Annotated in this window: 30 protein-coding genes and 1 pseudogene; 19 read left to right on the top strand and 12 right to left on the bottom strand. The window is 64.9% G+C overall.

Annotated features, from left to right (window positions below; all coding sequences use genetic code 11):
* The first annotated feature begins 68 nt into the window (after positions 1–68).
* The 4 genes from E1809_RS18045 (at position 69) to E1809_RS18030 (ending at position 3,849) form a co-directional block, all read left to right on the top strand.
* The gene (locus E1809_RS18045) at positions 69–857 is read left to right on the top strand and encodes an amino acid ABC transporter permease (RefSeq protein WP_133205625.1); all 789 of its coding nucleotides are present in this window, start codon (positions 69–71) and stop codon (positions 855–857) included.
* Positions 854–1,624, top strand: a complete 771-nt coding sequence (locus E1809_RS18040; RefSeq protein WP_133205624.1) for an amino acid ABC transporter ATP-binding protein — start codon at positions 854–856, stop codon at positions 1,622–1,624. Before E1809_RS18045 ends, E1809_RS18040 begins: the two co-directional genes overlap by 4 nt.
* Positions 1,624–2,664: a Gfo/Idh/MocA family protein gene (locus E1809_RS18035; protein ID WP_133205623.1), complete on the top strand. Its 1,041-nt coding sequence runs from the start codon at positions 1,624–1,626 to the stop codon at positions 2,662–2,664. The genes E1809_RS18040 and E1809_RS18035 overlap by 1 nt, the downstream gene beginning before the upstream one ends.
* Before the next feature lie 63 nt (positions 2,665–2,727).
* A complete protein-coding gene (locus tag E1809_RS18030) occupies positions 2,728–3,849 on the top strand; it encodes an NAD(P)/FAD-dependent oxidoreductase (protein WP_133205622.1) in 1,122 nt (373 codons plus the stop codon).
* A 373-nt stretch (positions 3,850–4,222) separates the two neighbouring features.
* On the opposite strand, the gene E1809_RS18025 is transcribed toward E1809_RS18030, so the two are convergent.
* Positions 4,223–4,420, bottom strand: a complete 198-nt coding sequence (locus E1809_RS18025) for a YegP family protein (RefSeq protein ID WP_133205621.1) — start codon at positions 4,418–4,420, stop codon at positions 4,223–4,225.
* A 578-nt stretch (positions 4,421–4,998) separates the two neighbouring features.
* Positions 4,999–5,148 carry a hypothetical protein gene (locus tag E1809_RS26790; RefSeq protein ID WP_165962378.1) on the bottom strand — a complete coding sequence of 50 codons (150 nt, stop codon included), beginning with the start codon at positions 5,146–5,148 and terminating at the stop codon, positions 4,999–5,001.
* Between the two features lie 99 nt (positions 5,149–5,247).
* Here E1809_RS26790 and E1809_RS18020 point away from each other — a divergent pair, with 99 nt between their 5' ends.
* The 4 genes from E1809_RS18020 (at position 5,248) to E1809_RS18000 (ending at position 8,326) form a co-directional block, all read left to right on the top strand.
* Positions 5,248–5,940: an NRAMP family divalent metal transporter gene (locus E1809_RS18020; RefSeq protein ID WP_133205620.1), complete on the top strand. Its 693-nt coding sequence runs from the start codon at positions 5,248–5,250 to the stop codon at positions 5,938–5,940.
* 146 nt (positions 5,941–6,086) lie between these two features.
* The gene (locus E1809_RS18015; protein WP_133205619.1) at positions 6,087–7,115 is read left to right on the top strand and encodes a cation diffusion facilitator family transporter; all 1,029 of its coding nucleotides are present in this window, start codon (positions 6,087–6,089) and stop codon (positions 7,113–7,115) included.
* A 322-nt stretch (positions 7,116–7,437) separates the two neighbouring features.
* Positions 7,438–7,707: a TetR/AcrR family transcriptional regulator gene (locus E1809_RS18005; RefSeq protein ID WP_133205617.1), complete on the top strand. Its 270-nt coding sequence runs from the start codon at positions 7,438–7,440 to the stop codon at positions 7,705–7,707.
* A 280-nt stretch (positions 7,708–7,987) separates the two neighbouring features.
* Positions 7,988–8,326 carry a hypothetical protein gene (locus tag E1809_RS18000; RefSeq protein ID WP_133205616.1) on the top strand — a complete coding sequence of 113 codons (339 nt, stop codon included), beginning with the start codon at positions 7,988–7,990 and terminating at the stop codon, positions 8,324–8,326.
* Here the strand turns inward: E1809_RS18000 and E1809_RS17995 are convergent.
* From E1809_RS17995 to E1809_RS17985, 3 genes are all read right to left on the bottom strand, one after another.
* Positions 8,323–9,717, bottom strand: a complete 1,395-nt coding sequence (locus E1809_RS17995) for an Nramp family divalent metal transporter (protein ID WP_133205615.1) — start codon at positions 9,715–9,717, stop codon at positions 8,323–8,325. The two genes, E1809_RS18000 and E1809_RS17995, sit on opposite strands and share 4 nt — an antisense overlap.
* Before the next feature lie 796 nt (positions 9,718–10,513).
* On the bottom strand, positions 10,514–10,957 hold the full coding sequence (locus tag E1809_RS17990) for a hypothetical protein (protein WP_133205614.1): 444 nt from the start codon (positions 10,955–10,957) through the stop codon (positions 10,514–10,516).
* A gap of 272 nt (positions 10,958–11,229) precedes the next feature.
* Positions 11,230–11,958, bottom strand: a complete 729-nt coding sequence (locus tag E1809_RS17985; RefSeq protein ID WP_308166979.1) for a GAF and ANTAR domain-containing protein — start codon at positions 11,956–11,958, stop codon at positions 11,230–11,232.
* 175 nt (positions 11,959–12,133) lie between these two features.
* On the opposite strand from E1809_RS17985, the gene E1809_RS17980 reads away from it, so the two are divergent.
* From E1809_RS17980 to E1809_RS17965, 4 genes are all read left to right on the top strand, one after another.
* The gene (locus tag E1809_RS17980; protein ID WP_133205613.1) at positions 12,134–12,343 is read left to right on the top strand and encodes a hypothetical protein; all 210 of its coding nucleotides are present in this window, start codon (positions 12,134–12,136) and stop codon (positions 12,341–12,343) included.
* 214 nt (positions 12,344–12,557) lie between these two features.
* Positions 12,558–15,041, top strand: coding sequence for an ATP-dependent Clp protease ATP-binding subunit (locus E1809_RS17975; RefSeq protein WP_133205612.1), 2,484 nt, complete (start codon positions 12,558–12,560; stop codon positions 15,039–15,041).
* 235 nt (positions 15,042–15,276) lie between these two features.
* On the top strand, positions 15,277–15,501 hold the full coding sequence (locus E1809_RS17970) for a hypothetical protein (RefSeq protein ID WP_133205611.1): 225 nt from the start codon (positions 15,277–15,279) through the stop codon (positions 15,499–15,501).
* A gap of 6 nt (positions 15,502–15,507) precedes the next feature.
* On the top strand, positions 15,508–15,729 hold the full coding sequence (locus E1809_RS17965) for a hypothetical protein (RefSeq protein WP_133205610.1): 222 nt from the start codon (positions 15,508–15,510) through the stop codon (positions 15,727–15,729).
* A gap of 170 nt (positions 15,730–15,899) precedes the next feature.
* On the opposite strand, the gene E1809_RS17960 is transcribed toward E1809_RS17965, so the two are convergent.
* Entirely contained in the window at positions 15,900–16,103 is a 204-nt protein-coding gene (locus tag E1809_RS17960) for a cold-shock protein (protein WP_133205609.1), read from the bottom strand.
* Positions 16,104–16,355: 252 nt separating this feature from the next.
* On the opposite strand from E1809_RS17960, the gene E1809_RS26785 reads away from it, so the two are divergent.
* The gene (locus E1809_RS26785; RefSeq protein WP_165962377.1) at positions 16,356–16,529 is read left to right on the top strand and encodes a hypothetical protein; all 174 of its coding nucleotides are present in this window, start codon (positions 16,356–16,358) and stop codon (positions 16,527–16,529) included.
* 176 nt (positions 16,530–16,705) lie between these two features.
* Here E1809_RS26785 and E1809_RS17955 read toward each other — a convergent pair whose 3' ends face one another.
* Complete coding sequence (locus E1809_RS17955; protein WP_133205680.1) at positions 16,706–17,512, bottom strand: nuclease-related domain-containing protein; 807 nt, start codon at positions 17,510–17,512, stop codon at positions 16,706–16,708.
* Positions 17,513–18,090: 578 nt separating this feature from the next.
* Here E1809_RS17955 and E1809_RS17950 point away from each other — a divergent pair.
* Complete coding sequence (locus E1809_RS17950) at positions 18,091–18,306, top strand: hypothetical protein (protein ID WP_133205608.1); 216 nt, start codon at positions 18,091–18,093, stop codon at positions 18,304–18,306.
* A gap of 266 nt (positions 18,307–18,572) precedes the next feature.
* On the opposite strand, the pseudogene whiA reads toward E1809_RS17950, so the two are convergent.
* A pseudogene (gene whiA, locus E1809_RS17945) lies at positions 18,573–19,530 on the bottom strand (DNA-binding protein WhiA).
* Positions 19,531–19,940: 410 nt separating this feature from the next.
* On the opposite strand from whiA, the gene E1809_RS17940 reads away from it, so the two are divergent.
* The gene (locus tag E1809_RS17940; protein WP_133205607.1) at positions 19,941–20,147 is read left to right on the top strand and encodes a hypothetical protein; all 207 of its coding nucleotides are present in this window, start codon (positions 19,941–19,943) and stop codon (positions 20,145–20,147) included.
* Positions 20,148–20,509: 362 nt separating this feature from the next.
* On the opposite strand, the gene E1809_RS17935 is transcribed toward E1809_RS17940, so the two are convergent.
* On the bottom strand, positions 20,510–20,806 hold the full coding sequence (locus E1809_RS17935) for a hypothetical protein (RefSeq protein ID WP_133205606.1): 297 nt from the start codon (positions 20,804–20,806) through the stop codon (positions 20,510–20,512).
* 469 nt (positions 20,807–21,275) lie between these two features.
* On the opposite strand from E1809_RS17935, the gene E1809_RS17930 reads away from it, so the two are divergent.
* Positions 21,276–21,770: a hypothetical protein gene (locus tag E1809_RS17930; protein WP_133205605.1), complete on the top strand. Its 495-nt coding sequence runs from the start codon at positions 21,276–21,278 to the stop codon at positions 21,768–21,770.
* Between the two features lie 100 nt (positions 21,771–21,870).
* Positions 21,871–22,170, top strand: coding sequence for a DUF4193 domain-containing protein (locus tag E1809_RS17925; protein WP_133205604.1), 300 nt, complete (start codon positions 21,871–21,873; stop codon positions 22,168–22,170).
* Between the two features lie 124 nt (positions 22,171–22,294).
* On the opposite strand, the gene E1809_RS27120 is transcribed toward E1809_RS17925, so the two are convergent.
* The 3 genes from E1809_RS27120 to E1809_RS17915 all read right to left on the bottom strand — a co-directional run bounded on the left by E1809_RS27120 (position 22,295) and on the right by E1809_RS17915 (position 23,201).
* Positions 22,295–22,438: a hypothetical protein gene (locus E1809_RS27120; protein WP_205754241.1), complete on the bottom strand. Its 144-nt coding sequence runs from the start codon at positions 22,436–22,438 to the stop codon at positions 22,295–22,297.
* 116 nt (positions 22,439–22,554) lie between these two features.
* Positions 22,555–22,833 carry a putative quinol monooxygenase gene (locus tag E1809_RS17920; protein WP_133205603.1) on the bottom strand — a complete coding sequence of 93 codons (279 nt, stop codon included), beginning with the start codon at positions 22,831–22,833 and terminating at the stop codon, positions 22,555–22,557.
* Entirely contained in the window at positions 22,833–23,201 is a 369-nt protein-coding gene (locus E1809_RS17915; protein ID WP_133205602.1) for a hypothetical protein, read from the bottom strand. Before E1809_RS17915 ends, E1809_RS17920 begins: the two co-directional genes overlap by 1 nt.
* Positions 23,202–23,594: 393 nt before the next feature.
* Between E1809_RS17915 and E1809_RS17910 the strand changes: the two genes are divergently transcribed.
* Together E1809_RS17910 and E1809_RS17905 are read left to right on the top strand one after the other, a co-directional pair.
* Positions 23,595–23,978: a hypothetical protein gene (locus tag E1809_RS17910; RefSeq protein ID WP_133205601.1), complete on the top strand. Its 384-nt coding sequence runs from the start codon at positions 23,595–23,597 to the stop codon at positions 23,976–23,978.
* Positions 23,979–24,104: 126 nt separating this feature from the next.
* Positions 24,105–24,395 carry a hypothetical protein gene (locus tag E1809_RS17905; RefSeq protein WP_133205600.1) on the top strand — a complete coding sequence of 97 codons (291 nt, stop codon included), beginning with the start codon at positions 24,105–24,107 and terminating at the stop codon, positions 24,393–24,395.
* Positions 24,396–24,446: the final 51 nt, after the last annotated feature.

The following is a 24,446-nucleotide window of genomic DNA, read 5'->3' as shown; positions in this document are numbered from 1 at the left end:
AGCCCAACGGGGCGGGCGGACCCAGCCGGTCCGCCCGCCCGAGGGCCAACTAAGTCTGAGAGCAAACCATGGATTGGTTAAGCACCATCATCCGTACCTTTTTTGATTTCGGCGCCATGGCCGAAGTCCTGCCCCAACTCCTCGGTGTCGGGCTCCTGAACACCCTCATCATCTCCGTCGCCGCGACCATCATCGGTGTGGCCCTGGGCATGATCGTCGCGGTCATGGGCATCTCCCCGTCCAGATGGCTGCGGGTCCCTGCCCGGATCTACACCGACCTTTTCCGCGGCCTGCCGGCGATCCTGACCATCTTGCTGATCGGCCAAGGCTTCGCACGGCTGAGCCAGACCATTTTCGGCCCCTCCCCCTATCCGCTGGGGATCATCGCGTTGAGCCTGATCGCCAGCGCCTACATCGGCGAGATCTTCCGCGCCGGCATCCAGAGCGTGGACAAAGGCCAGGGCGAGGCGTGCCGCGCCCTGGGCATGAGCTACGCCAAATCCATGCGCCTGGTGGTCATCCCCCAAGGCGTCCGCCGCGTGCTTCCGGCCTTGGTGAACCAGTTCATCGCCATCGTCAAAGACTCCTCCCTGGTGTACTTCCTGGGACTGCTGGTCGGTGAACGCGAACTCTTCCGGGTCGGACAGGACGCCGCCGTGCTCTCCGGGAACCTCTCACCACTGGTCCTGGCCGGGGTCTTCTACCTGGTCATCACCGTGCCCCTGACCCACCTCGTGAACTACTTTGACAGCCGCTTCCGTACCGGCCGCCGCCGGCCGGCCCCGCCCACCAGCGGGCTGAAGGAAGTCACAGAACTCGACGCGGCCTCGCCGCTGATCACCGGGAGCAACACATGAGCCTGGCAAGCAACACCGCTTCAACCGGTGTCCACACCTTCCACGGTTCCAGCCTGGAACTGAAAAACCTGACCATGGCCTACGGAGACATCGAGGTGCTGCGCAACGTCAGCCTGAACGTGGCACCGGGCACCACGACCTGCATCATCGGACCATCCGGATCAGGCAAGTCGACGCTGCTCCGGGGTGTCAACCGCCTCCACGAACCCAAAAGCGGCGACGTGCTCCTCGCCGGGGAAAGCGCGCTCATGGTCAAACCGGACATCCTGCGCGCCCGCATCGGCATGGTCTTCCAACACTTCAACCTCTTCCCGGACCACACCGCCCTGGACAACGTGGCCCTGGCACTGTGGAGCGTGAAGGGAATGTCCAAGACCGCGGCCAGGGAACGCGCCCGCCGCAGCCTCGCCGAAGTAGGATTGGCCGAACGCGCCGAACACCGGCCCAGGGACCTTTCCGGCGGCCAGCAGCAACGCGTCGCCATCGCCCGGGCCCTGGCCATGGAACCGGAAGTCATGCTCTTCGACGAAGCCACCAGCGCCCTGGACCCCGAACTCGTCAAAGGCGTGCTGAACCTCATGGCAGGACTGGGCCGGCGCGGCATGACCATGCTGGTCGTCACCCACGAAATGGGCTTCGCCCGCAAAGTCGCCGACCAGGTGGTCTTCATGGACGAAGGCGAAGTCGTCGAGTCCGGCACCCCCACCGAACTCTTCGACAATCCACAAAGCAAACGCCTCCAGCGCTTCCTGTCGGAAGTGCTCTGATGGGCGCCGTATCGACGCCCATCCGCACCGCCGTCGTCGGGTTCGGAATCTCCGGCAAGGTCTTCCATGCCCCGCTGCTCGCCGCTGACCCGGGCTATTCCCTCGATGTCATCGTGACGGCCGACCCACAGCGGGCCGCGCAAGCGGCCACGCTCTACCCCAGCGCACAGATCCTGCCCACGCCCGAGGCGATGTTCGAGCTGGCAGAGGACCTTGACCTCGTGGTCCTCGGCACACCTCCCCTCACGCACTTCGACCTTGCCGCAACCGCGATCGCACACGGGCTCAACGTTGTCGTGGACAAGCCGTTTGTCACAACAACGGCTCACGGTGAAGAGCTCGTTTCCAGGGCCGCCGACGCCGGAGCGCACCTGACAGTCTTCCAGAACCGCCGGTGGGACGCCGATTTCCTGACCCTCCAGAAGCTCATTCGGGCGGGTGCCCTAGGGCAGGTCCGGAGCTTCGAATCGCGGTTTGAGTGGTGGCGGCCCGACGGCTTCGGAAACTGGCGGGACACCGCGTCCCTGGCCGAAGGCGGCGGCATCCTCCATGACCTCGGCGCCCACCTGATCGACCAGGCCATCCAGCTCTTCGGTGCCGTAACGGAAAGCTACGGTGAGACCGCCAACTATGGCCCGTCACCCGAAGGCGCTGACACCGAGGCCTTCGTCTCCTTGCTGCATGAATCCGGCGTCCGCTCCAGGTTGTGGATGAACGGCATGGCAGCCCAGGCCGGCCCGCGCTTCCACGTCCTCGGTTCCGCGGCCGGTTACACCAAATGGGGCCTGGACAGCCAGGAGCCGGCACTCGCGGCCGGAATGTCCCCGACGGATCCGGCCTACGGCGTCGAACCACGGAATTCCTGGGGAGTCCTGGGAACCAGCGGACCTGGCACCCCCGTTCCTGCCGCACGCGGCTCCTATCCCCGGTTCTACACGGAACTGGCCGCAGCCCTCCAAGGCCAAGGACCCCTGCCCGTTGATCCGGCGCAATCGCTGAAAGTCTTCGGGATCATCGAAAAAATCCACGCCTTCGCCTAGCCAGCCATGCCGCACGCGAGCCAGGCACCCAACACGGTTACAGACACTTAGAAAGGGACACCCATGTCCTCCATTGCTTCCACCAAGCGCGTCGCCGTCATCGGCGGCGGCATCCTCGGCGTCTCCACCGCCGTCCACCTGCTCCGCGAAGGCGCCTCCGTGATCCTGCTGACCGAACGGGGCCTCGCCAGCGAGGCCACCGGACGCTCGCTCTCCTGGCTGAACTCCGCCGGCGAACGCTCCACCGCCTACCACCAATTGCGCATCGCCGGCATCGACCGCTACCGGACTCTTTTCGCCACGGATCCCAGCCGGGAATGGCTGCAGTTTGGCGGCGGCATCATGTGGAACGCCGCCGGGGAACGGGCCGTCACCGAAGCCCGCCACGCCTATGAACAGTCCGTTGGCTATGACTCGAAACTGCTCTCGCCCGAGGACATCGCAGCGGTCACCCCCGGCATCGATGCCGGCTCCGTGCCGGAGAACGCCATCTTCAACCCCGGCGAAGGCTGGGTCAGCCTTCCGGACCTGGTGGACTTCCTCATGGAAGAATTCCACTCCCGCGGCGGCGAACTCGTCCTCAACGCCGGCAAAGCCTCCGTCATCATCACCGACGGCCGCGCCACCGGCGTCGAAACCCCCGCGGGCGGCATCTACGAAGCCGACACCGTCCTGGTGGCCTGCGGAGCCGCAACACCCGCCGTCGTAGCGCCCCTCGGAGTCACCATCCCCAACGGCTCCCCCGTCTCCATGCTCGTACTGACCAAACCCGTGGACCACCCGGTCAAGGCCGTGCTCAACACTCCCCGCGCAGCCGTCCGCCCCAACCCCGGAAATACCCTCGCACTGGACCACGACTGGTACGAAGAACACATCACCGAACACGCCGACGGCTCCTTCAGCATCCCCGAAGACATCGTCCAGGAACTCGCCGACGAGGCATCCAAACTCCTCGCCGACACCCCCGAACTCAAACCCGCTTCCTGGAAAATCGGCTACAAACCCATCCCCGGAGACGGCGAACCCGTCATTGGCGAACTCGGCCAAGTGCCCGGCTGCTACGTGGCCTTCACCCACTCCGGAGCAACCCTCGGACTCATCGCCGGCGAACTCCTCGCAGGCGAGATCATGACCGGCAACAAGCATCCCATGCTGGCAACCTTCCGGCCCGGACGCTTCTCCTAACGCAACACCCCGGACCCCGGCTTTGACGCCGGCTCCCGGCACTGGGCCGGCGCCACGGCCGGGGCTTCCGGTGCCCTCCCGGCCCGTGACATGGAAAACAAACAACCCTCAATAATGCCGGCCCGGGTCAAAACATAAAGTCCCCGGAGGTGTCTTTGCTGAACCTGGCCGACATGGCAGCGGGCAGGACCCGGCACGCGGGGTCTTCCAGGATCCATGTCCGGGTCGCGGCATCCAGCCGGCCCCACTCGTCCTTGAGGCTCCCGCCCGTGCTCGTTCCTGCCCGATCATTCCCGACGGTGGATTCCGTCAAGACCAGGCCCGTCGGCAAGCGGACGACAGGCAGCGCTCATGCCCCTTGGCAGCGGATGGGTCAGGGCAGCGAGGAACCGGACCGGTGGTCTTCGATGAGTCCGCTCGCGGCGATCTCGCGGAAGGCGGTGATTCCGCGGAGTGCAGCACCGTCGTCAGGGAACGGGCCGGAGACTGCCAGCTCGTTTCCGGAGTCATCAATCAGCCTGACCCTGCACGAACCGTCCTTGTCGGTGAACAGCTCAAAATGTCCGGCCATCAGGACCTCCACAGGCTGGATGGGAAGCCTGCCCGCGGAGTTTGGCCACGGCGTCGTCGCTGGCGGTTCCCCGGTTCGCTACGCGGCTGCAGTCTGGCCGAAACACGATCCGACCATGCCTGCGCCGCATCGCCTGCACTGCCGTGTGCGGCCGGGCGGACGACGTCAACGCAAAAGAAGCAGGACGGTGGGGGTGCGTCCGGGTCGCGCGAAGGCCTGAACGGCCATCGCCGGAAGAGCCGCCGGAGAGCGTCCTGCCTCGGGGAGGTCCCGGGGGTGGTTTGCGGGCGTCAGCGTCGTCCTGACAGACCTTGCTGCGGGACCGGGTGCGTGGAGTGCGGCCCCGGGCGCGGATGCGGGGGTGCGAGGGAGTAATTGCTGCCATGACTGACTCTCGACTCGATCGGGAGGCCAGCTGCTTGACTGTAACCACGATACAGAATGAGGGCTAGGTCACGTCAATGAATTCGCCCTGGAGGCCGGCATCGGCAGGGCCATTGTCATTTCAGTGCCCGGCCGCTGCGATCGTCGTTGGGGGTCCGTTCAGCGCCGTGTTGCCTTGTTATGGCGTCTTCTGGTCATTGACCGCCCGTGCGGATGGCAATGGCCTTGTGGCCTTCGGGGGCCAGGGCAAGCGCTGCTTCCCTGGCCTGAAGGTAGCTTTCCCCTGTCGCGCTGACTTCGCCGAGTGTGCCGTCGGGGGCCTCGATGATCACGGTGACTTCCATGCCCCCGGTCCTCGTGTCGTGTGTTTCAGGTGTCCCGGAACTCCGCCGCCCGGGTAGCCGGGCCAGGGAAATTCCGGTTCCGCAAACCCTTGCCGTTCAATGGTCGTATGTCTACAAAGCGCGGACCGCATCGAAGAACTCCGGACCGAAGATGACCGTGCAGGAGACCAGGCACTGGGCCTGGAGCAAAGAGACTCTGCCCCGGCAGGACGCAAGCTCCGCGAGGCCTGCGCCGAGGTGTTCATCGGCATGTTCTTCTCCGTCCTTGTCATGTTCGCCATCATGGCCGCCACCGCCGCGACCCTGGGCAAGAACGGCACGGACGTCAAGACCGCCGCGGACGCCGCCCGGGCGCTGGAGCCCATCGTGGGGCCGGCGGCGAAATTCCTCTTCGCGGCGGGGTTCATCGGCTCCGGAATCCTCGCGGTCCCGGTCCTGGCAGCCGCCGGATCCGCCGGGCTGGCCGGCCTGACCGGAAGGCAGCGGGGATTTGAAAAACATCCACGCAAGGCCCCGATCTTCTATTCGCTTCTCGGCGTGGGAACCATCGGCGGCGTCATCATCAGCTTTTTCACCTCCGACCCCATCGGACTGCTGATCCTCAGCGCCATCATCAACGGCATCGCCGCGGAGCCATTCCTCATCGTGACCATGCTCATCGCCGGCGACAGCAAGCTCATGGGAAAGTACCGCAACGGCAAACTCGCCACGTCCCTCGGCTGGGCGAGCACCGCGATCATGGTCCTGGCCGGCGTCATCGGCATCTTCACCACCATCACCGGCACCGGTTAGGCCCCCATGCAGGGCAGGTGCATTCCGCCCGTGACCGGGATGACGGCGCCGGGGCAAGCAACCGGCTTGCCCGGTCGCCGACACGAATGTTTCCGCAGCTCCGGCGGTCGTGCTCCGATCCCGCGCCGGCGGGTACGGTAGGTTCCATGGCTCACACCGGCAGGGTCAGGATGCCATCCTCATCGCTCATGACCGTGATCCTGGCCTTCACTACCAACCTGCTTGTTGCCGCGGCAAAAACATTTGCTGCCGTGATCACCGGGTCCGCTTCCATGATCGCTGAGGCGGCCCACTCCTGGGCTGATACGGGAAACCAGGTTTTCCTTCTCGTGGCCGAAAGGAGATCCTCGAAGCAGCGCGACGCAACCCATCCGATGGGCTACGGCAGGGAAGCATACGTCTGGTCGATGTTTGCCGCGTTCGGTTTGTTCACCGCCGGTGCGGTGGTGTCGGTCATGCACGGCATCCAGCAGCTTTTCGCACCGGAGCCTGCCGGTGATTTCGTCGTCGCCTACGCTGTCCTGGCCGTCTCCTTCCTCCTCGAAGGGGCCTCGTTCATCCAGGCGTTCCGGCAGGCGCGCAACGCGGCGAGAGAGCTTGAACGGCGCACCCTTGAACAGGTACTGAAGAGTTCAGATCCGACCATGCGTGCCGTTTTCGCCGAAGACAGCGCCGCACTGCTCGGCCTGGCCATCGCCTCCTTGGGCGTCTTACTGCACCAAGCCACAGGATCGGCGCTACCGGACGCGCTCGGGTCCATCCTTGTCGGCCTTCTCCTCGGGGCTGTCGCGGTCGTGCTGATCGACCGCAACCGCCGGTTCCTCGTCGGCCAGGGCGTCACCGACGAACTTGAGCAAACCATGGCAACCCGGATCCTGGAACACCCCGACATCGACCGCCTGACCTACCTGCACCTGGAATTCGTCGGCCCCCGCAAGCTTTATCTTGTCGCGGCCGTCGACATCAAAGGCGACCTCCGGGAACACGTGGTCGCCATCGCCCTGCGCCGGGTCGAACGCGAACTCGAGGATCACGCCACCATCGAAGAAGCAGTCCTCACACTCGCAACCCCCGACGAACCCGCCCTGACGTTCGATGCCCGCGTGCGCACGAAAACCACCGACCAACAACACCGCCGGACAACACCCCCGGCAGAGGGCGATCAGATGAGATGACCCAGTTGGCACGGCAACAGCCGGGCCCGGCAGCCATGCCTTACTCGCGCGGCCAGGGCCCGCGATGCTGTTCAATCATGGCCAGGACCACCTGCCTGAGGTGGATGAGCCTGGCCAGCAGGCCAGCTGCCGCACGGGGCCAGCAGCGGGAGAAGCTCCAGAACCCAGAACCAACGGAATTCTCCAATCCCTGACGCGCGCTGGCCCCCGGGGGCGGAGACAAATGGCACCGATGGACCCCTCCAGGCCTCGCATTCCCCGCGACCCAGGCGGTCCGAAGGAAGCGCCCATGTAGAAGCCGTAGACGGCGATATGGACAGCGATGAAGGCGAATGCCATCCCCAGCGGGGCTGTCAAGACCGCACGCAAACGCCGCCCCCGCGGGTCCCTGACCCGCGAGCAGGTCGTCGAGGCGGCGCTGGAACTGGCCGACCTCGAGGGCCTGGAAGCCCTCACGATTCCCGCCCAGGCGCGCTGGCTGCACTGCGGTGTGATGACCATCTACGGATACATCGACCGCAAGGAAGACCTGCTCGATGCCATCGCGCACCACGGCCTGCGCCATCTCCAACTCCCCCTTTTGCTTTTTTGATCTACGCGAACATCCGGGTGCCTCGCCGTCGGAAGGCCCTCGGGGTTGCCGCCTTTGGGACTCACTCCGAGGTTCAGGAGCCGACGCCGGAACAACACCGCGGAGGTCGTGGACGAAGGCGAACAACAGGACAATTCCCATAGCGCGCCTTAGCCCAGGAGCCTCCGACGAAAACACCGCCACCATACGAGACGGGGAGGCCTCACGGTATCTACAATGAGCTACCGGCCCGCGATGGGTACGATCTGCTCGATGGAGCACGCGGCGAAATGGTGTGGACATGACCCCTGAACAAATCAACCAGTTCCTCCAGGCGTGCGTTGTCCGGGACGATGAAAGCGACTCTGGGATCGACGCTGGATCGTTGTATGGGCTTTACGTCAGCTGGTGTTGCCTGAACCGGATAGTTCCCGTGTCCGAGCACGCTTTCCATGCCGCGCTGCGGCACGCGGGACTCCGTTCGGAAACCGACGGAAAGACGAGGACGTTTCCGGGTCTGCGCATGATCGGGCAGGCCGCAAACGGACTACATCCTCAACAGCTATCCCTCGGAGGCCGGTGGTTCCTGGCCTGCGTGAGCCTCTTCGAGCCGCTTCCGGTCCTGATTGCCGATGGTTAGGCTGCCCCTGTGACCGCGGTCCAGATGCCGACGGCGCCGGCGAGGACCATGATCGCGGTGGTGGACCAGCCGAGGGTGGCTGCGAGTTTTCCGTTGCGGTATTTGCCCATGAGGTCTTTGTCCCGGGAGATGAGCATGGTGACGATGAGGAACGGGGCGGCGGCAATCCCGTTGATGATGGCGCTCAGGACCAGCAGTCCGATGGGGTCGGAGTCGAAGAGGCTGATGATGACGCCGCCGATGGTTCCCACGCCGAGCAGCACATAGAACGTGCGTGCCTTGCTGGGCCGCCGGTCCAGACCCCAGTTCTTGCCCAGCAGGCCGGCCAGCCCGGCTGAACCGGAGGCCGCGAGGACGGGTATTGCCAGGATCCCGGAGCCGACGAAGCCGGCGGCGAAGAGGAACTTGGCTGCCGGGCCCGCGATGGGTTCAAGGGCCTTGGCGGCATCCGCGGCGGTTTTGATGTCCGTGCCGTTCTTTCCGAGCGTCGCGGCGGTGGCGGCGATGATGGCGAACATGACCAGGACGGAGAAGAACATGCCGGTGAAAACGTCCGCGCGGGCGTTGCGGAGTTTGCGGTGGGCCGGTGCGGTGCCGCTTTCTTCGAGGCTCTCTGGTCGGGCGTTCCCGTGGTCTTCCTCCCGGAGTTCCTCGACCCGTTGCGCGCTTTGCCAGAAGAACAGGTAGGGGGAGATGGTGGTGCCCAAGACCGCGACGATCAGGCCCAGGTAGTCCCAGCTGAAGCGGAACTGCAGTCCCAGCAGGCCGGCGACGACGTCGGCCCAGTCCACCTTGGCCACGAACAGCACCGCCACATAGGCCAGCAGGGCCAAGCAGAGCCACTTGAAGATCTTGGCAATGATGACGAACCCGCCGGCGACCAGGACGATGGCGATGCCGATGCCGGCGATCGCGCTCCACAGCTGGGCCGGTCCCGCGCCGAACAGTTCCATGCCCTGTCCTACCGCCATCAGGTCAGCCGCCGCATTCAGGGTGTTCGCCCCCAGCAGTGCCACGATCAGGATCGCGATCACCACCCGCGGTTTGCGGGAGAACTTCCGGCGCGCCAGCCTGCCCAGGCTGTCCCCGGTGGCCAGGGCGGTACGGTCGCAGATCTCCTGGACTGCCATCATCATCGGCAAGGTCACCGGCGCGGTCCACAGCATCCCGTTGGAGAAGGTGGCGCCGACCTGGGCGTAGGTCGCGATCCCGGACGGGTCATCATCGGCCGAGCCCGTGACCAGGCCCGGACCGAGGAGGCTGAGGAACCGTACTATCGGTGATCGTTTCGTGCCCGACGGTGCTTTCCCCCGATCGGAGGAATCCCCGGGTTTGTCGACGCCGGCCGGGGATTTTCCGGACTCGGGTCCGGTGGCGTGCACGGAACTCATCTCGTTCTCCTGCTCTTAACGGAACGTCAAATGCTAAGCATGCTGATTATCCCCGGTAAGGCTTTAGCTTACAGGTAAAGGCCTTCCATGTTTATGGGGTGCCTGCAGGCCAAGCCACCGGGGAGGGCCGGTTTCCCTTTCGCCAAGACGCAACAACGTCCCCGTGCTATCGTCCGCCGGAGGTCAGGGGTAATCTGGGCGGAATTCATTCGGACAGGCCGGCAAGGCGGTATGGACGAGTGTGAGCCTCAAGGATGAGTGGGAGCGGCTCGATTCCGGTATCCGGACGTGGCTTCTGGAGAATCCGGCGTGTTTGGTCCTGCCCCCGCCATGTCGGCCAAGGTCACCAACGACGCACGCGGGGATATGCCGTGTGACCCGAACGGGCAGGTCGTACTCTCCCGGGAGGACCGGGATTTCATCCGGGAGAAAGCCGGGGCCGCCGGAAAAGCAATCCGCATTCCCACAAGGGAATACCGACTTTTCGACACCGCAGCTTTGCCTGTCATCAGGAACGAGCCGTCCGGAGACAGTTCCGCACCGCCCCCGGAGGGGGCCCAATTGGAAAGCCGGGTGGTTCGTACGGACGAACGCCTGGCCGGCACGCGGGCAGAGTCTGCTGCCCGGCCGGTCACTGTCCCATCCGCTGCCACAGATCCAGACCCATCCGTGCCGGCGTCCTCAGCAGCGCTGCCCCGCGATGCCTGGCCTGCCGGCGATCCTCTTCCGTGTTGTTTTCGTCGTCGACGTCATGAGCATCGCGCAAACAACCGGGAATCCGATGGATGATTCCGGACTACCGGGACCGTCGCTCCGCCCCGGATTCCCCGGACTCCGGACCGCTGCTCGCGGCCCTCCAGGCCAGGACCCCGGCAACGGCAACCACGGCGGCGACCAGGGCGGAAACAAACAGAGTCTTTCCGAAAGTGCGGTCGGCGGCATTGAGTTTCCGCTCGGCCCGCCGTACAGCGCGCGACGCGGCCTTCCGGGCCCGGTTGGCGACCTTCCTGTTTCCCGTCAGGGTAACCACCACCCCGTGAACGACATCGGGTACGTGGGCTTCGTCAACCATGGACAGAGCCCAACGGACGGCGGCCTGCGCCTGGGGCGAGGCCCTGCCGGCCGCCTCCTTGAGCCATTCCTCTGCACGGTCCTGGGCAGCATGTGCCGCTTCCCTTGGACCGCGGGCAGCCTTGGTCTTTCCGGTCATTGCTACCTCCTCGGCAGTCATGGCTTTCACCGGACATCCTACGCCCGCACCCGGTGCCAAGACACCGCAGGATCGTGTCAAGGCCGGAGCCCACCTCGTACAGGCACATGCACGGACGCTCCACCCGGCGGCCCACCCCGTGGCTGCATGAACCCATGAGACACCGTGCCCGTGCCCCGGGAGCCAACGGTCGCCACCTGTTTCCGGCAACGCGTCTTCGCAACGGCCCGAGCTGCGCTGCAAGGCGGCCAACGCGCCCGACCCTGCCCCGGTTCCGCCCCTGGGAGGCCGTGCATCCGGTTTTAGTCCTCGAATCGCATCAGATGTTCGGGGTCGTCGTTCAGGGCCATGACGATGTCACCGGCGACGGCATGCATTTTCTGGTTCCGGTGACTTGAGGCTGCGGTCAGGATCGCGACGGCCTGCTCGTGGGTGCACCGGTTCTGGGCCATGATGATCCCGCACGCGACGTCGATCACGGACCGGCTGGCCATCGCGGCTTTCAGGTCGGTGTTGGTGTGTTCGACCGCTTCGATCCGGATCGCCAGGCGCAAGGTGCTCCCGGCGACCTCGGCGAACCCTGTCGCGGCGTCGATCACCTCGGGGGTGAACACGCCGGGCAGCGGCCCGAAAAAGTTCAGCACCGCTTCGGACGTGGCGCCCAGATCCATCGGAACACCCAATGCCGACCGGCACCCCGCCTCAGCCAGCGCACGGCTGTACGCCGGCCACCGGATATCTGTCCCGACGTCGGCCAGGAGCACCGGGCGGCCGGCATCCAGGGCCTCCAGGCACGGGCCATCCCCCAGGCTCTGCTCGATGGCATCCAAAAGGACTGCCTTCTCACTGCTGCCGGCCACCGTGGCCGTGCGCTTGCGCCGACGCAGCGTCAAGGCGCAGTCGATCCCTTCGCCCGCCGACTGCGCCACCGCAGCCGAGGCGAAACCGGTCACCGCGTCCAGGACGGCCTTGATATCGGCAGTACCGGCCACCAGTTCGTGAAGGTCAAGAAGATGCTCAGCAGGGTCCATGACCACCATGGTAGAACCCACGCGCGCATACCGTACCCCGCCGCCAGGCGCCCCCCGGGATGGGGAACCGCGCGGTTGACTCCTTGATCCAAAACCGTGGATCGGCCTAGAGTAAAAAGTAAGGGTGCTTAGCATCTCTTTGGATGGAACGTTACCGACTGCGGGCACGATACTCATGGATGATCCACGGAAGACAGCGCGGGAATACCTTCAACGGGGCACGGCCACCCTGGACCAGTTGTGGGCCAGGTACTGGGGAAACGGCGGAAGCGCCGGACCTGCCGAATTCAAAGCCTACCTCTACGCCGTGCACGATCCCCCGGCCCAGGAACTGGAAATCCTCGGGTGGGCCGTCACCGAGATCATCACCGACATCCCCGACTGACCTGGCACCGGGTACCGGAAGACATCTGGTCCGGCGGATGGCCACGGTCCACCCAGGGGCGCCGTCCAGTCGGTTGATGGCAGAGTAGGGCCGGGCGGTCCGTTGCGGTCTGTTTCCTGTGCTGCCCTTGCTCTGCATGCCGGGCCTTCTGGTGAACGCTGTGCAGGCCCGGGGCGTAGCATCAGAGGAGGAGCCAGGCCGGGAGTGTGGCGAGATGTTTGAGCGGTTCAGTGAGCGTGCCCGTCGTGTGGTGGTGCTGGCCCAGGAAGAGGCGCGGCTGCTCAACCACAATTTCATCGGTACCGAGCACCTCCTTCTGGGATTGATCGATGAGGGTGAAGGCACGGGCGTCAAAATTCTCCAGGTCCTGAATATTCCGCTCGACGACGTCCGTGAGCAGGTGCAGGACCTTGCCGGCAAAGGCCTCCAGGCCCCGTCCGGTCACATTCCGTTCACCCCGCGCGCCAAAATGGTCCTGGAGCTTGCCCTGCGCGAGGCGTTGCAGTTCGGGCACAGTTACATCGGGACCGAACACCTCCTGCTGGGCCTCATCCATGAAGGGGAAGGTGTTGCCGCGCAGGTGCTTGCCAAGCTGGGAGCGGACCTCGATAGTGTCCGCCGGCAGGTCATTCAGGGGTTACCGGGATCCGAGGGGAAGGCGGGCGTCGGTGCGGCCCGGCTGGAGGCCGGCCCGGCAGGGTCCGCGGTCCTGGACCAGTTCGGCCACAACCTGACGCAGGCCGCGCGGGAGAACAGACTTGATCCGGTGATCGGCCGCGGGCTGGAGATGGAACGCGTCATGCAGGTCCTCTCCCGGCGCACCAAGAACAACCCCGTGCTGGTCGGTGAGCCCGGGGTCGGCAAGACCGCCGTCGTCGAGGGCCTGGCCCAGGCGATCGTCCGCGGCATGGTGCCGGCGACCCTGAAGGACAAGCAGCTCTATACCCTGGACCTGGGATCCGTCGTGGCCGGTTCCCGGTACCGCGGTGACTTCGAAGAGCGGTTGAAGAAGGTCCTGAAGGAAATCCGGACCCGTGGCGACATCATCCTGTTCATCGACGAGATCCACACCCTGGTGGGCGCCGGTGCGGCCGAGGGGGCGATCGATGCCGCGTCCATGCTGAAGCCGTTGCTGGCCCGCGGTGAACTGCAGACCATCGGTGCCACCACCTTGGACGAGTACCGTAAGCATATTGAAAAGGATGCCGCGCTCGAGCGCCGTTTCCAGCCGATCCAGGTCCAGGAACCGTCGGTTGCCCTGACCGTTGAGATCCTGAAAGGGCTCCGGGCCCGTTACGAGGCGCACCACCGGGTGCGGATCACCGACGGCGCGCTGGACGCCGCCGCGGCCCTCTCCGACCGGTACGTTTCGGACCGTTTCCTGCCGGACAAGGCGATCGACCTGATCGACGAAGCCGGCGCGCGCCTGCGCATCCGCCGGATGACCGCTCCGCCGGAGCTCAAGACCCTCGCCGAAAAGATCCGTGCCATCAAAAAGGAGAAGGAGTCCGCGCTCGAGGCCGGAGACATCGATCGCGCCACCTCCCTGCGCGGCACCGAACGCACACTCATGGCCGAACACGCCTCCCAGGAGTCGAACTGGAAGTCCCGCGGCACGGGAGGCTTCTCCAAGGTGGATGAAGACCTGATCGCCGAGGTACTGGCAATGTCCACCGGCATACCGGTCTTCAAGCTCACCGAGGAAGAGTCTTCCCGCCTGCTGACGATGGAAGCAGAGCTGCACCAGCGGGTCATCGGCCAGGATGAGGCGATCGGTTCAGTGTCGCGGGCGATCCGGCGCACGCGTGCGGGCCTGAAGGACCCGAAGCGCCCGGGCGGTTCGTTCATCTTCGCCGGCCCCACCGGCGTCGGAAAGACCGAGCTCGCCAAGGCCCTCGCGGAGTTCCTGTTCGGTGAAGAGGATGCCCTCATCACGCTGGACATGTCCGAGTACTCCGAGAAGCACACGGTGTCCCGGCTCTTCGGTGCCCCTCCGGGCTACGTCGGGTACGAAGAGGGCGGCCAGCTGACCGAAAAGGTCCGCCGTCGTCCGTTCTCCGTGGTCCTGTTCGACGAAGTGGAGAAAGCCCACTCCGATCTCTTCAATTCGCTGCTGCAGATCCTCGAAGACGGCCGCCTGACCGACTCCCAGGGCCGGGTGGTGGACTTCAAGAACACGGTGATTATCATGACCACCAACCTGGGAACGCGTGACATCTCCAAGAGCGTGGCAACGGGCTTCCAGTCCGGCACCGACACCGTTACGGGCTACAACCGGATGCGGGCGCGGGTCACCGAGGAACTGAAGCAGCAGTTCCGCCCTGAGTTCCTGAACCGTGTTGACGACGTCGTGGTGTTCCCGCAGCTGACCCAGGACGAGATCATCCAGATCGTGGACCTGATGGTCCGCCGTCTGGAGGAGAACCTGAAGGAGAAGGACATGGGCATCGAACTCACCACGGCCGCCAAGGTGCTCCTGGCCACCCGCGGCTACGATCCCGCGATGGGTGCCCGGCCGTTGCGCCGCACCATCCAGCGCGAAATCGAGGACCAGCTCTCCGAGAAGATCCTCTTCGGAGAACTGCACCCCGGCGATATCGTGGTGGTCGACGTGGAGGGCGACGGCGACGACGCCAGGTTCACCTTCACCGGCAACAGAAAACCGCGCATCCCCGACGCGCTGCCCGCCACGGGCTGAACCACGACCACAACTGACCGCCCTCGTCGGGTCCATCACCGACGGATGGCCGGGTGTGTCCGGAGTTGTTGCTCGATCCGGAATCCGTGTTCGCAGCTTGGAGACAAGTCAGATCATCCGACGGACCTTAACCGACATGCGGAGCCTCACGACCGGGAACAAGCAAACCGGACCGGCAGGGCCCTCAAGCACTTCTGCCCTTTCGCATTGTCTGTACCAGGTGGGATCCTGCATCATGGCTTGCAAACGTCGTCGCTCACGTAGCGCGGGCGCCGGTGCCCTCGGGTGCGGCCCGCTTTTCGCCCTCATTGTGCTCGTGCTCCTCATCCAGTACTGGTGGGTCGTCCTCATCGTTCTCGGTGTGGTTGCGCTGACCGTCGTACTGGTCCGCGTCGCTGCTGCCCCGCCCCGCCCGCCCGGGGTGCGCGCTCCCAGGCGGGCTCCCCCGCCCCGGCCCTGACCGATCATGCAACCGGCCGGCCCGGCCGCCGTCGTTGATGATTTCGCAGACAAGATGCGCGCTGCCAAACACGTCCGCCGTATCCGGGACATGCAGGAGTGGGACTACGAGTGGATCCGGCTGGCCAACCCCGGGAAGAGCCACCGCGAACTCAACGAAATCGCCAACGCCCATTTCGCGCGCGGCCGGTCGATCGGCATCAACTATGGGGACCCATCTGTGCCGTGACTCAGTGGGATCCATTATCGTCCTGCCTATGCCCAGTGCGTGGTGTTGGGACGATCGCAGCGGGGTGTGGACCTCTAGGTCCGGATGATGGAACGGACACATAATGCCCATTGGATGGACAGAGCCAGAGACTGGCCGGCGCATTGGCTGACCAGTCCCTTGTCGGAGGGTTAGAGCGGCTGGATGTTCTCCGCCTGGGGCCCCTTGGGTCCTTGAATGATGTCGAACTGAACCTTCTGGTTCTCCTCGAGCGAGCGGTAGCCGCGCGAAGCAACTGCCGAATAGTGCGCGAACACGTCAGGGCCCCCGTCGTCCGGGGCGATGAAGCCGAAACCTTTTTCCGAGTTGAACCACTTGACAGTGCCTGTTGCCATTACCGTTTCCTTCACGGGCCGCTGGTCGGTTCCGCTGCTCGGAAAAGCCGTCCCTGCCACCCGTTACCAGGACGAGCCTAGCGCCCGCCGCCGGGTTTCGACGCGTTCTGCACTGAATGTCCGAAGCCGGCTGGACAGAGCTTGATGTCTCAACCTAAGTGGCGATCGTCGTTGTTGCCCATTCGACAACGACCTCAAATCCGCCGGGAAATGCATCCGCCAGCAGGGACACGGTTTTGAAGAATTGATGGGGTGCTTCAGGACCGGGCCCGGTCCGGCGCCCTCGTTACCACGCGTAGCCCGTTGGCCGGTGCGGATGCGCTTGTCTTTGACCCGAAAGTATCAGCATTGCTTACAGTGGTCATCGTCCTGGCCTTCATGATCATCGCCCCGCCGGTTGCCTGGGCCGTGGGCTACGTCAGCTGACGGGCCGGCGCGCTTGAGCAGGTCCGTTTCCCGCCTTGGCCTGCAACCGTCGAAGAGTACCGCCGACATGCCGTGGAGGAAGGGTTCCGCCCCGCCAAGCCAGGTGAGGACCGGACCATTACATCGGTTTCGTTGAATCCGCACTAACGACCACGTTAGAACATCAATGACTGGCATCACGCAGGCCGGAACCGGGAGGCCACCAGATCACGGATCGACGCCACATCGAGGTCACCGGATTGCTCCACCAGTGCTTTGGCCAGCCGTTTTGGCCAGAGCACCTGTACGCCGCGGGTCCGGAAGGCGCCCCCGATCAGCGGCCAGTCGGCGTCGATGAAGCACAGCGCCCCGGTGACCGGCACATCGCCGGTTAACTCGCGCACGACGTCGACCTGCTTGAGCACTCCATCGACCAGTTTCGTGCAGTCACGCCGTCCGACCAGGAGTTTCTCGACGCGCGGACTGAGGATGCCGCCTTCGATTTTCAGCTCAGGCCGGCCCTTGCACCGCTTGGCATCGATCACCCAGATTCCGCCGGGCGTGATGGCGATGTGGTCGATGTTGGCTTTCGTACCGGGGATCCGTCGGTCGTGAAGGACGGCGAAGCCATCGGAGGCAAGGGCATCAAGCACGACGCCGAGGCGTTCCTCACCGATCGCGCCCCGGTCCCAGGCCTTGGTGCTTTGGCGCTCATCAGACAGGGCAACTGCGAGGCCGCCGAGCCGGCCCCATTTCCCGCGTAGCCTTTCCTCGTCCTTGGCCTTGCGGCGCTCGTATTCACGCCGGGCGGATGAGCCGGCAATTCCGGACTCCCGGGGCAGCGGCTGCTCGCCTGCTGGTTCCGGATTGCGAGGCGGGGTCTCCGTTCCACTGGGGCATTCCAGGCACCGGACGGTCTTCGTCCCGCTCTCATAGATCGCTTCTGTCCGGGCCGGAAGCGAGGCGCCGCACAGCCGGCACACTCCGGAAAACCGGAGCCTCATCTGCTTCATGAGCTCATGGGCTGGATCCTCGAAACCGACCCAGTCTGTTGATGAATCACCACTGTTAGACCGCGGATGCGCTGTGCCATGGCTCCATCCTCACCCATGGCACGCGATGTCCGGGTGTGCCGCGCGCACATACCGGGTCCTTCGCTTCTGATCGGGCGGAAGTACCGTCAACGCCCTGCACTTCATCCGATGGGCAACGTGCACTGGTTTGATGCTGGGCGATACCCCGCTCACCAACGGAACATGCTCACGCCCGACGCCGCTGGAAGGCCGCGCGATACATCTCGATAGCATCGCCCGGCGCCTCTCCAGCGCAGAAGCCGGCGTCCCGGTTGGGACCGGGCACACCCGCCGACTGCAGCGGCAACAGGCCCTTGCACGGACGCGTCCTCCGGCGAGCCGCACCGTCACCGCATGAAGTCATCTGACACCATGCCCCTGCCCCTGGCGCGAGTAGCCGCTACCTGTTTTTCCGCAGCGCGTCTTCCCGTCCGTCGCAAAACACGCCCGCAGGCCGGCAACATTACGGACCAGCACCAGCCGCTGACCTGCAGACAGGGGTGTCGGACGTGACCCGCCGCGAGGGCACGCAGCCGGACCCAGGAGAACCGCGCACCGGGACAGCCACACCAACCCGTGAGCCCTACATCCTCGATGCCGCGGTCGACGTCCGGTTCAGCCCCGACGGCCCGTCCTTGGCCGTCCGGCACGACGGACGCGTGTTGGCTGGCACCGACTGCTCCTCCACGGCGCGTTCGGACACGTCGTGGCTCCCAAAAATCTAGGCCTGCCAGGCGCCGGAGCTTGCGGTTAGGCTATGGCGTGGAACAAACCTTCCGCTGGTTCGTGCAGCTCGCCGGAAGGGGCTCCCGGACCATTGCTGCAGCACATGGGGGCTGTTCCGTTCCGGCCTTGACTATGTCTCTCTTGTGCTGGTCAGGCGCCCCGGAGTGACCCGTGACGGACGACGTCGTTTCCGCCGGTCCACGACTCCGTGAAAATCCCGGGGTTGCCGGTCAACACCGACCCATCAGGGCCTGCCGTGCCCGTTTCACGCCCCGGCGGCCGGAGTGTCCGGCTCGGAGGTTCGTTTGTCTGCTGACTTCAGGAGCCGGCGGATGCGTCCGGCGATGGTGTCTTTGCTCAGGGGAGGATCTGCGAGCCGGCCGAGTTCCTCCAGGCCGGCCTGCGGGTGGGCGAGGCGGAGTTCCCCGGCATGTCTGAGGTTGTCCGGGACCCCCTCGCCCAGGATGTGCAGTGCCCGTTCCACCCTGGACACGGCGATCCGCGCGGCTTCTTCGCTCCGGCGCTGGTTGGATGTGTCGAAGTTGACTGCCCTGTCCGCCGTGCGGGTTTTGGCGTCCCTGGCCCGGCACAGGTCCTGCCACCGGTCAACGCTCCTGTGGGCGCCCATCCGTGTCAGCATCCGGGCAATGGCGTGATCATCGCGCAGCACCACCAGTTGAATGCCGTGCTGCTCGCGGGTCTTGGCGTCGATGCCCAGCCGCCGTGCCGCCCCGTGCAATGCAAGCGCAGCCTCCGGGCCGGGACAGGCGACCCCGAAGGCGGGCCCCCGGCCAGGTCCCGTGAGGCGAACCCTGGGCCAGGAACGCCCCGCGCCACACCGCTTCAACATCATCCATGGAGCCGTTCACGACGGCCGGCGGCAGCCCGCGGACAGGTTTCCCCCGCCCGTCCAGCAAACCGATCTGACGGGCCAGGGACCCGCTGTCCTGCACGACCCGCACGCCGTACCGGCCGCCGGGACCGCGCTGTCCCCCGGGGACAACGAAGACCTCGCTTCGGCGGCGGTAAACCTCTGCGATCGCAGCGCTCAGGCGCCCGGCCGTGGACGCAAGGTCGACCTCGGCCTGGATCACGACACGACCGGACACGAGGTGCAGCCCGCCGGCGAACCGCAGCATCGCCGCGATCTCGGCCTTGCGGGCCGAAACCGTCCTGATCTCCACCCGGGAGAGCTCTTCTTTGACCGATGCTGTTAACCCCATCGCATGATCCTAGCCACTCCCCCGGCTTTCCTCCTCAGACCCGACCCACCGATGGCCGCGCCGGGATGCGGCGGTGCGCCTGGACTGATTCTGTGGACGGCGGCTTGCTGCTGCATATGCAGGCATGAACGCGCGACCGTCAGCGTCTTTGCTGCCGGGGAAGGCCCTCACCGGCAAACGGCGGGCGTGAGGATGAAGGCACGTCACCGGTCTTGCATTGAACGCCGGGGATCCTTGGCCTCTCCCGGTTGGTTTTATTCGGACGCTCCGTAGTCGGAGCGATGGGGGTTTGTCATGGTCGGGGCAGGTTCGGGTCCTCGCGCCGGCCAGGTCCGGGCCTAATCACCGGAACCATGCTCTTGCCCCGGTCAGCATATTGACCGCCTTTTTGTCCCGGCGTACCACGCCACTTGTCAGTCGGATTTACCGGCCGCGGTATCCATTGGAGGGCCACCGAGGGCGGAGCCCGGATCGTTGACGTGTGGCAGACCCGTGAGCAAGCCGATGCGTTTTACCAGTACACGCTCGGGCCTGTCACCGCGGAGCTCGGCATCCAACCGCCGGAGATGTCGTACTTCGATGTCCACAACTTCCAGACGGCAGGTCCGGAAGAATAGCTCGATAAGACGGCCCCGGCCCGCAGCGCGGTGAGGAATGCCGCGTAGCTCCGGGGCAGGTTGCTGACGAAACCAGGAGTTTGATTCTGGTGGCGGCTGCGCTGGGTTTTGTGCGCCTCGGGATCCGGACAGCGGTAACGCCCGGCACGCCGCAGACCCATCGTCGGGCCTTGATCGCCCGCCTGCAGGGGGCTTCGCGGGGCGAAGGCACCCGCTCTGCCCAATGATGACACCGCGGCTGTTCGCTAGATGTACCTGCGGGCCAGGTTTGTCAGGCGAGGTGCGGGAGGCCTCCGATGAGTGGAATTCCGGTTCGCTACGAGACGGATCCTATGAGGGAGTGCTGAAAATTGCAGCGGGGCTCAGCCCTTTTCAGGCGGCTCTTTCCTGATGACAGGCATCTCCGCCGTGTCGAAGAACCGGTACGCCCTCGTGGGAAGGCTGATTGCTTTTCCGGCGGCTTCAGCTTTCTCCCGGATAAAATCCCGATCGTCTCTGGAGAGGACCACCTGCCCGTTCGGATCGTACTCAACGTCCCCGTGCGTGTCCTGGGCGAACTTGGCCGACATGGCGGCCGGCAGAACCCGACACGCCGGATTTTCCATAAGCCAGGTCCGGGTATCGGCATCGAGCCGGTCCCATTCGTCTTTGAGGCTCACCCTGCCAAGCACCGCCTTCTCCAGAAGTGAATTCCGTCCAGATTACGCTGGGCATCCTGCGAATGACAGCGCGGTAAACCACGCACCGGGTGCGACAAGCCGCGCTTCGGCTCACCTGATCGTTGATGGCCCGCGATGATGAGCGGTTTCAGTCTCTATTGCCGTGAGTTCACCCGGCAGGCCCGTGGAAATCGCCTGGTAATCGTTGATCCCAGTACCCGTGCACGGTCGTCCGTTCCTTGACGGCGAGGATCAGGTACCCGGTACTCGTGTGCGTCTACCGTGGGTACCTTGTACTGGTATCCGGTACTACAGGGGGCTGGCTATCCTGCTGCGGTCAGCAAAGTGAGCAACTGAACGGGGGCGAAGATGAAGCAGCATGGTATCCCCAGCCGAGCGCCTTTGCTCTGCCCCGGCGTGTCGCGTCGCAGCGGCATTCCGAACCAATGAAATGAGGAGAACGGACAGCATGAGCCCTCGCGAAGCACAAAGCCCTGCTTTCAGTCCCGGGAGCCATGTCTCCGAACAGACGCCGTACGAAACGGGAGAGCGGCTGCGACCTCGGCCGTGGCCGGTTGGCCCGGACGAGAGCTACGGCAAAGTGGACTTCGTGGACGGCGCGGGAAAGAGCGTTCTCACTGTCGACGTTCAGCGCGGGCCCGACGACGGTTACGTTCTGCACGTTGGGCATCTCGCCGCACCTGTCCGGGTCGACGGCACGCTCCTTCACCTGTACCCGGCGCTTCATAGTGAGAGGGATGCCGCGGATTTCCGCCGGATTACCGCTGCCCGCACGGCGGCCGCGAAAGCCGGGGCCGAGCTGGAGGCGGCCGTCAGGGCCGCCCGCACCAACGGGGACTCCTGGGAAGTTATCGGTACCGCCCTCGGCATCCCCGCTCGAAGCGCGCGCGGGCAATTCGGGCACTCCCTGAGACGACAGCGAAGTGCGGCATCGACGAAGTGACGAACGCCCTTGAGTGCTGCCACTCAGTTGGTTGCCAAAGCCTGCCGTCCTGTACGTTGCTTGTCGGACAAACCAGTTTGCAGGGAAAGAGAAGCACATCGTGGCAGCTGATTACGACGAAGTACGCTCCGACGTCAAGGAGTCCCAGGAGAGTTCCCTGGAGGCATTGAAGTCGGCGAATGCGCCGGATGCCCGGAGCGTCGTATTGGACCTTGACCAGGCTGACGGGCTCGACCAGGACGGCCCTGGAGGGGAGTTCATCTGGGAGGAATTGACCGTGCACGTCATCCCCCAGGCCAATGACGAATTCACCTGCTACTCCTGTTTCCTGGTCCGGCACCGGTCCCGGATCGCGCGAGAGAAGGACGGCCACGCCTACTGCATCGAATGTGAAGGCTGACCGGCTCCCTGGCGGGTTACCGGAGGTCACCGGCTATTTTGTCGTCGGGGCCCGCCACTGCATCGACCATGTTTCTGCCCGCCCGGCGCGGTTGTTGTCGCGACGGGCCCGACAGAACCGCGGTTCAGCGCCGCAAAGCCAGAAAGACGACAAGCACCGTCGCCGCTGCCAGCACCCCAAGTCCGACGTAGGCAAGTTTCTGCCGCAGCCTCTTCCGACGCTCGCGCCGTTCATCCCGGGCCAAATATCCCGTACTGTATTTCCCCATGCCCGGATGATAACCGAGCTGGCTTGGGGTTCACCCGGCAGGGGTCCGGCCACGTCACAGCCATCGCTGCCCAACGAGATGAGACCGGAAAGGGATCGCGGGCGATGTTCGAAACCTCAGAGACCTTCGACCGTGTAGCGGCGCTCGATCCTGGCGGTGGCTCGGCCCCACTCACTGCTCGCCGCCCGGTCCTGATGGGCGTAGAAGGCCTCGGCGTCGCTGAACCGCTCATCGACCTGCCACACCAGCGGATTCCCGGTGCGGGTCACAGTGAAGGAAATGCACCCGGGCTCGGCGCGCGTCAGGGCCACATGGTTGGGGAGGTGCAGGACGACGGACGCCACCTCGTCCATGTCGACGCAGACAATTTGCCCGCTGAGATGAACTGCAATCATCACGAACACGTTCGAAGGAAGGAAGTGGCCCCCGGCCGTTCACGGAAGGTCACGGTGTGGCCGCTGTCGTCACGGAAAACCGCCTTTCCGCCGTCCACCATCATGGTGCCCTCCTGGAACGGGTTGCCCCATCCCGCGGGAGGATTGCCGTTGCCGTCGTCCAACGGCTGGTCGGCCACGTAGAAAGTGTCCTCCACCCTGACCTCATGAATGCCGCAGTGCGTGAGCAGCGCGAAAGGGACAGCGGAAACGGTGGGTGTCGGAGTCTGCGGGACGGCGTTGTTCGGGGCTGCCGGCTCCGCGCATCCACTCAACGCGGATATGACGACAGCCGCCGCGGCGATGACATGAACGCACCGGGTTGCCATGCGCCAACCCTCTCCCGGGATGACTGCGCCGTCAAGCCGATTCGCTGCCAATTGTCATACGCGCGAGAGGCGTCAGCGAAAAATCGGGTACTACCCGCTCTTGCCACGGACGGTTCCCAGGTCCGATTATCACCTTGGACCCGGTGTCGGGTTCTGTCTGGAACTGGGGTACATCGAATATCCGGGGAGTCAGCATGCGTGCTGTTCGGTTGGTTCTTTGCGGTCTTCCGATGGAGTCGAAATGCCGTTGCTAGTTGAGGGTTGGGTGTATCCCTCTCACCGCCGTGATCTTGTCGGCCCCGACCATTCTCGTCGTGGCCGCGATCTTCTTGTTGTTTGCCGCCAATCTCGTTCTGATCCTCATGTTCGATGGCCTCTGAGGGGACCGGCTAAATGAGCGGGCAAGACGTCACCGGGACAGACCGACAGAGATCTGAGGGTAGCCCGATCGAATACGAATTCAGGGGCGGCTTTGCGATCCCCGGCCGGTTCAGGATCGAAGGACCGTGGGCCATCCTCACCATGAGCGCCTCGCAGCTTGAGTTTCGACCCAGATCCCGTTGGTGGGCACGGCACTTCGGCCCTTGGCGGCTCGAGCATCCGACCGTCCGCACGGTCTATCCGGGCGGTACGCACCCCGTCTTCCTGTGGGTCAGGATCAATTTCCTCGCCCAGACGAACATGCCGTGGGTCTTTATGACCCAATGGCCCGAGGGCGTCCTGGGCGCCGCGGAACAGCTCGGCTACCCGGTCATGTACGACGATCCGATCCGATGACGGCGCGCTTTGATCTCTGTTGTCCCGTTCCATGGATTCCCGGAAGGATGCTGGATTGAACGAGCGTGATCTAAGGTGACCGAGTGGACGAAGGTGTTCAATGGTGGCTTGGTAAGACCAGGCGTAATGACCAGGATCATGGGTGCCTGGGTCGTGCTCACCATCAAGCCGTCCCACCTCGAATTCCGGATGAGATTCCGTTTGCTCGCACGGCTTTTCGGTCCCTGGCGCCTCGAGCGCGCCGCCGTCCGGGACGTCTACCCGGGCCGTCTGCACGCCTTGGATCCCTGGGGACGGGTGAACTTCCTCGCCGGGGAGATCATGCCCTGGGCGTTTCTGACCCAACGGCCGTTCGACGTCCTCGACGCTGCGAAAGAGCTCGGCTACCCGGTCCGGTACGACGACAGAATCCCATGACGGCGCGCTTTGTCGCAGTGGCACCGTGATGACGACGCGTAGGATTCTTGC

The sequence above is a fragment of the Arthrobacter terricola genome (assembly GCF_004354015.1).
Lineage (GTDB): Bacteria > Actinomycetota > Actinomycetes > Actinomycetales > Micrococcaceae > Arthrobacter > Arthrobacter terricola.
The sequence above is the reverse complement of the archived record's forward strand: the minus strand, read 5'-3'. Positions and strand labels throughout refer to the sequence as shown.